Source organism: Collinsella sp. AF02-46-1, from assembly GCF_003465825.1.
Classification (GTDB): Bacteria; Actinomycetota; Coriobacteriia; order Coriobacteriales; family Coriobacteriaceae; genus Collinsella.
Genome location: NZ_QSBV01000039.1, coordinates 1 through 4166 on the forward strand (window position 1 = coordinate 1; position 4166 = coordinate 4166).

At 57.9% G+C, this 4166-nt stretch carries 5 protein-coding genes; all 5 read left to right on the forward strand.

Features of this window, described 5'->3' with window-relative positions; genetic code table 11:
- Positions 1-62 precede the first annotated feature (62 nt).
- The 5 genes from DWV20_RS09675 to DWV20_RS09695 all read left to right on the forward strand — a co-directional run bounded on the left by DWV20_RS09675 (position 63) and on the right by DWV20_RS09695 (position 3859).
- Positions 63-482, forward strand: coding sequence for a PTS sugar transporter subunit IIA (locus DWV20_RS09675; RefSeq protein ID WP_117636068.1), 420 nt, complete (start codon positions 63-65; stop codon positions 480-482).
- A 57-nt stretch (positions 483-539) separates the two neighbouring features.
- A complete protein-coding gene (locus tag DWV20_RS09680) occupies positions 540-1022 on the forward strand; it encodes a PTS sugar transporter subunit IIB (RefSeq protein WP_117636067.1) in 483 nt (160 codons plus the stop codon).
- Between the two features lie 292 nt (positions 1023-1314).
- Positions 1315-2088, forward strand: coding sequence for a PTS sugar transporter subunit IIC (locus DWV20_RS09685; RefSeq protein WP_117636066.1), 774 nt, complete (start codon positions 1315-1317; stop codon positions 2086-2088).
- The gene (locus DWV20_RS09690) at positions 2078-2902 is read left to right on the forward strand and encodes a PTS system mannose/fructose/sorbose family transporter subunit IID (protein ID WP_369831513.1); all 825 of its coding nucleotides are present in this window, start codon (positions 2078-2080) and stop codon (positions 2900-2902) included. Before DWV20_RS09685 ends, DWV20_RS09690 begins: the two co-directional genes overlap by 11 nt.
- Positions 2903-3013: 111 nt before the next feature.
- The gene (locus DWV20_RS09695; protein WP_055252639.1) at positions 3014-3859 is read left to right on the forward strand and encodes a sugar phosphate isomerase/epimerase; all 846 of its coding nucleotides are present in this window, start codon (positions 3014-3016) and stop codon (positions 3857-3859) included.
- The last annotated feature ends 307 nt before the right edge of the window (positions 3860-4166 follow it).

Sequence of the window (4166 nt, forward strand, 5' to 3'; positions counted from 1 at the left end):
ACCTCAAGTACCGCCGCTACTACCACCAGTTCGACTACTAATTCCATTTGGGGGAAACTGTAATGAGGCAATACATCTTCGCCAGCCACGCGCATTTTGCGACCGGCATTAAAGAGAGCACCGAGCTGCTCTCGGGCGCGCGCGATAACGTTCACGATCTATCGATGTTTGTCGACGGTCGCACCGACGTCGCCGAGGAGGCCGCAAAGCTGCTGGCGACCATCGACCCTGCCGATGACGTGATCGTGTGCACCGACCTGTTTGGCGGTAGCGTCAACAACGAGTTCACCAAGATCGTTCAGACGCGTCCCAACACCTACCTTGTCGCCAACATGAACCTGCCGCTGCTGATCCAGCTACTGTTCTCGGACCAGGAGGCTCCCGCCGATCAGGTTATCCGCGAGATAATCGCGGCTGACGACACGCGCGTCAAGTTTGTCAACGATCTGCTGACCGATGCGGATGACGAGGAAGAGTTCTAGTCTCCGCCTGCTATTAATGGGGCCGGGTTTCCGGCATGAGACCTTTGGGGGTCAATCATGATTCAACTGCTTCGCGTCGACCATCGTCTGCTTCATGGCCAGGTGGCCGTCTCTTGGGTCCAGGGCCTGGGCTCCGACTGCATCTTCTGCGTCGGCGACAAGGTTGCCAACGATCCCGTTTGGAAGACCACGCTCAAGATGGGCAAGCCGGCCAACGCCAAGCTCGTCATCAAGGACATGGAACACGCCATCGAGGCAATTAACTCTGGTGTCACTGATAAGTACAAGATGATCATCTGCGTCGCCAGCATCGCCGAGGCCAAGCAGCTTGCCGACGGCTGCCCGCAGATTACCTCGATCAACCTGGGCAACACCAAGTCCAAGGACGAACAGCGTCCCGACGCCCGCCAGGTTTCGCGTCAGGTCTTTGTGACCGCCGCCGAGGAAGAGGAAATCCGCGAGCTCGTCGGTCGTGGTGTCGAGGTCGAGATTCGCGCTCTGGCCGATGACCCCAAGGTCGACGCTATGAGTGTCCTGTAACTTGGGACCACGGGGCGGCACGCATGGTGCTGCCCTATCCGTGGAGTAGCGGATAAACGCTTTACCCGGTAGTCCACCTACCGTTCACCGGAAGTACCTGCCCGTTGAGCGATTGGTATTAAATAGTTTCTGCATGACTATATAATTGGTATGAAATCATTTGTACCGGTTTAGGTGTTAACAGCACGCCGGTACAAGCTGGATCTGCCTAGGCGATTGTCGGCATGGAAAAGGGCGCGCTGACAAGTCGGGAATCGCCGACCGGATCCAAGAGGGATCAAAAGGAGGAACAATGCTTGTTCAAGCGATCCTCATCGGACTTATCGCTGCTTTCGGTAAGCTCGATTATCAGCTCGGTACGCTCTATGCGTTCCGCCCGATCGTTCTGTGCCCGCTCGTCGGCATAGTCCTCGGGGACCTGCAGTCCGGCCTCGCCATCGGCGCGAGCCTCGAGCTGCTCTTCATGGGTTCTATTGCCATCGGCGCTTACGTGCCACCTGATGAGACGATTGGCGGCGTGCTCGCCTGCGCCTTCGCTATTCAGCTGGGCCAGAGCACTGAGGCCGCTATCGCGCTCGCGATGCCCATCGCCACCCTGTGCCTGGCCATCAAGAACGTCATCAACGCCGGTATGCCCCTTCTGGTCGACCGCGCCGACGTCTTTGCCAGCAAGGGTAACCTCAAGGGTATCTACGCTATGCACTGGGTTATCGGTCTTGTGATTGTCGCCCTGGCCTTCTTCCTGTGCTCCGTCTCCTTCTATCTTGGCGCTGACGCCGTTCAGGGTCTGCTCGACTTCATCCCGACGTTTGTCCTTGATGGCTTTGGCGTCGCAGCCAACATCCTGCCTGCCATGGGCTTCGCAATGCTCGGTCGTCTGGTGCTTACCAAGCAGCTCGTGCCGTTCTACTTCCTGGGCTTCCTGATGTGCTCCTATGCCAACGTGCCCGTCCTCGGCGTCGCTCTGATCGCAATCATCATCGGCATCAACAAGTTCGACCTGCTGGGCCTTGGTGGCGCCCAGCCCCAGCTTTCTGTGGAAGGGGATGAGGACGATGACTTCTAATTCCGAGAACCAGATTACTCGCTCCGACCTCATTAAGAGCTCTCTGAGCACCGGCGCTCTGGGCATGGAGTTCTCCTGGACCTACTACAAGCAGATGAACATTGCCTTCTGCCTGATGGTCGCCAACATGCTCAAGAAGATCTATGCCGGCCGTCCCGACGATTACGCCGAGGCCCTGCACCGTCACAGCGCATTCTTCAACATCACCCCGCAGCTCGCTCCCTTCGTGGGCGGCATCGCGATGGCCATGGAAGAGAAGGTCGCTCGCGGCGAGGTTGAGCCCGAGAGCGTCAACGACATCAAGGCCGCCCTCATGGGCCCGCTTTCCGGTCTGGGTGACTCCTTCTTCCTGTCCACCCTGCGCGTTGTTGCCGCTGCCGTGGGCATCAGCCTGTGCCAGGCCGGCAACGCCTTTGGCCCCATCGCCTTCCTGCTCATCTATAACATCCCGGCGTTCCTGATTCGTATCTTTGGCGCTATCAAGGGTTATGAACTGGGCATTGGCTTCCTCAACGAGGCTCAGAAGACCGGTCTGATGCAAAAGATCATGGCCTGCGTCGGCATCGTCGGCGTCATGGTGGTCGGCGCCATGAGCAAGGACATGTTCTGGGCTTCGCTGCCCGTCGCCATCGGTCAGGGCGACTCCGCCCAGACCCTCCAGGACATCCTGGACGGCATCATGCCCGGCATGCTCGGCATGGCCGCCTTCTGGATTTACTACTGGCTGCTCTCCAAGAAGATCAACCCGATGGTCCTGATTCTCTGCACCATGGTCATCGGCATCATCGGTGCCTTCTTTGGCGTGCTTGCCTAATATGTTTAAATCGCGCTTCCATCGCGTCTAACGGTTGCGTCGATCTTTGGGGGCTTGTCGCATGTGCGGCAGCCCCCTGTTTTTTAAAAGCCCGTACGAAAGGGGAGGACTATGGCCGTACCCGAGCTTTCGCTCATGAACATCAACCATCGTTACTACAGCATCGAGACGTTCTTTAAGGCTGCAGGCGAGGCGGGTTATCGCAATATCGAGCTGTGGACTGGCTCGATGCACCTGTATGTGGATTGCCACGAGCACGATTCGGTGGATAAGATTCGCGATCTTGCCGCCCAGTACGGCATCAAGATCGTGTGCGTGTGCCCCGAGCAGAACAACCCCAAGCCGTGGAATGTCGCGGTGCGTGGTGAGGCGGGCCAAAAGCGCATACTCTCGTACTTTAAGAATGTCATTGACGTTGCCGTTGAGCTGGGTGCGCCGCAGATTCTGGTGACGAGTGGTTGGGCCTATCTGGACGAGCCGGCTGAGGACGCCTGGGCCCGCAGCGTTGCCATGCTGCGTTCGGTATGCGACTATGCCGATACGCGCGGCATTCGCGTTGCGCTCGAGGCGCTGCAGCCGTCGGAGTCCGTGCTGGTCAACACCGCGCAGGACGTCGCGCGCATCCTCGAGGCGGTCGATCGTCCCAACCTGAAGGCTTGTATCGACTTTGGCGCCATGGAAGTTGCCGGCGACACAATCGACGGCTACTTTGAGGTCCTGGGCGACAAGATCGTCCACACCCACTTTGTGGATGTCGGCGGCGGCACGACGCATCTTGCCTGGGGCGACGGCGAGCGCGATATGCGTGCCGACCTTGAGGCGCTCATGCGCCACGGCTATACGGGCTATGCCTCGGCCGAGACGTGTGACGGCCGCTACTATCAGGATCCGTCTAAGGCGACAACTCAGGTTATCGATATGTATCGTCGTGTGATAGCAGAGATGGAAGCCGAATAACCGAACTGCGAGGTTGCGCCGGAAACACTAGAGCGGGTTTGGCGCAACGTAGTTTTAGGTGGCGAGTTGCGGAGTGTTCGTTGCAGTGCTGCTCGAATTAGACAACTAATGGCGTTGTAATACCACTCGGGCGAGGAAACCGACCGTTCGCCGTAAATCTGCGTGAGTTTAGATTGGTATTAAATAATGAGCAATCGTATGGCTATAATTGGTATCAGCAAGAAGCGCGATGTATAGAATCGCGCACATGTGATGGGAGGACACACATGAAGGAGACCGAGAAGATCGAGATCATGCACTTCGACCA

What these genes read in the sequence shown, in the direction of transcription:
- DWV20_RS09675 (WP_117636068.1), top strand. Translation starts at nt 63, where the DNA reads ATGAGGCAATACATCTTCGCCAGCCACGCGCATTTTGCGACCGGCATT.
- DWV20_RS09680 (WP_117636067.1), top strand. Translation starts at nt 540, where the DNA reads ATGATTCAACTGCTTCGCGTCGACCATCGTCTGCTTCATGGCCAGGTG.
- DWV20_RS09685 (WP_117636066.1), top strand. Translation starts at nt 1,315, where the DNA reads ATGCTTGTTCAAGCGATCCTCATCGGACTTATCGCTGCTTTCGGTAAG.
- DWV20_RS09690 (WP_369831513.1), top strand. Translation starts at nt 2,078, where the DNA reads ATGACTTCTAATTCCGAGAACCAGATTACTCGCTCCGACCTCATTAAG.
- DWV20_RS09695 (WP_055252639.1), top strand. Translation starts at nt 3,014, where the DNA reads ATGGCCGTACCCGAGCTTTCGCTCATGAACATCAACCATCGTTACTAC.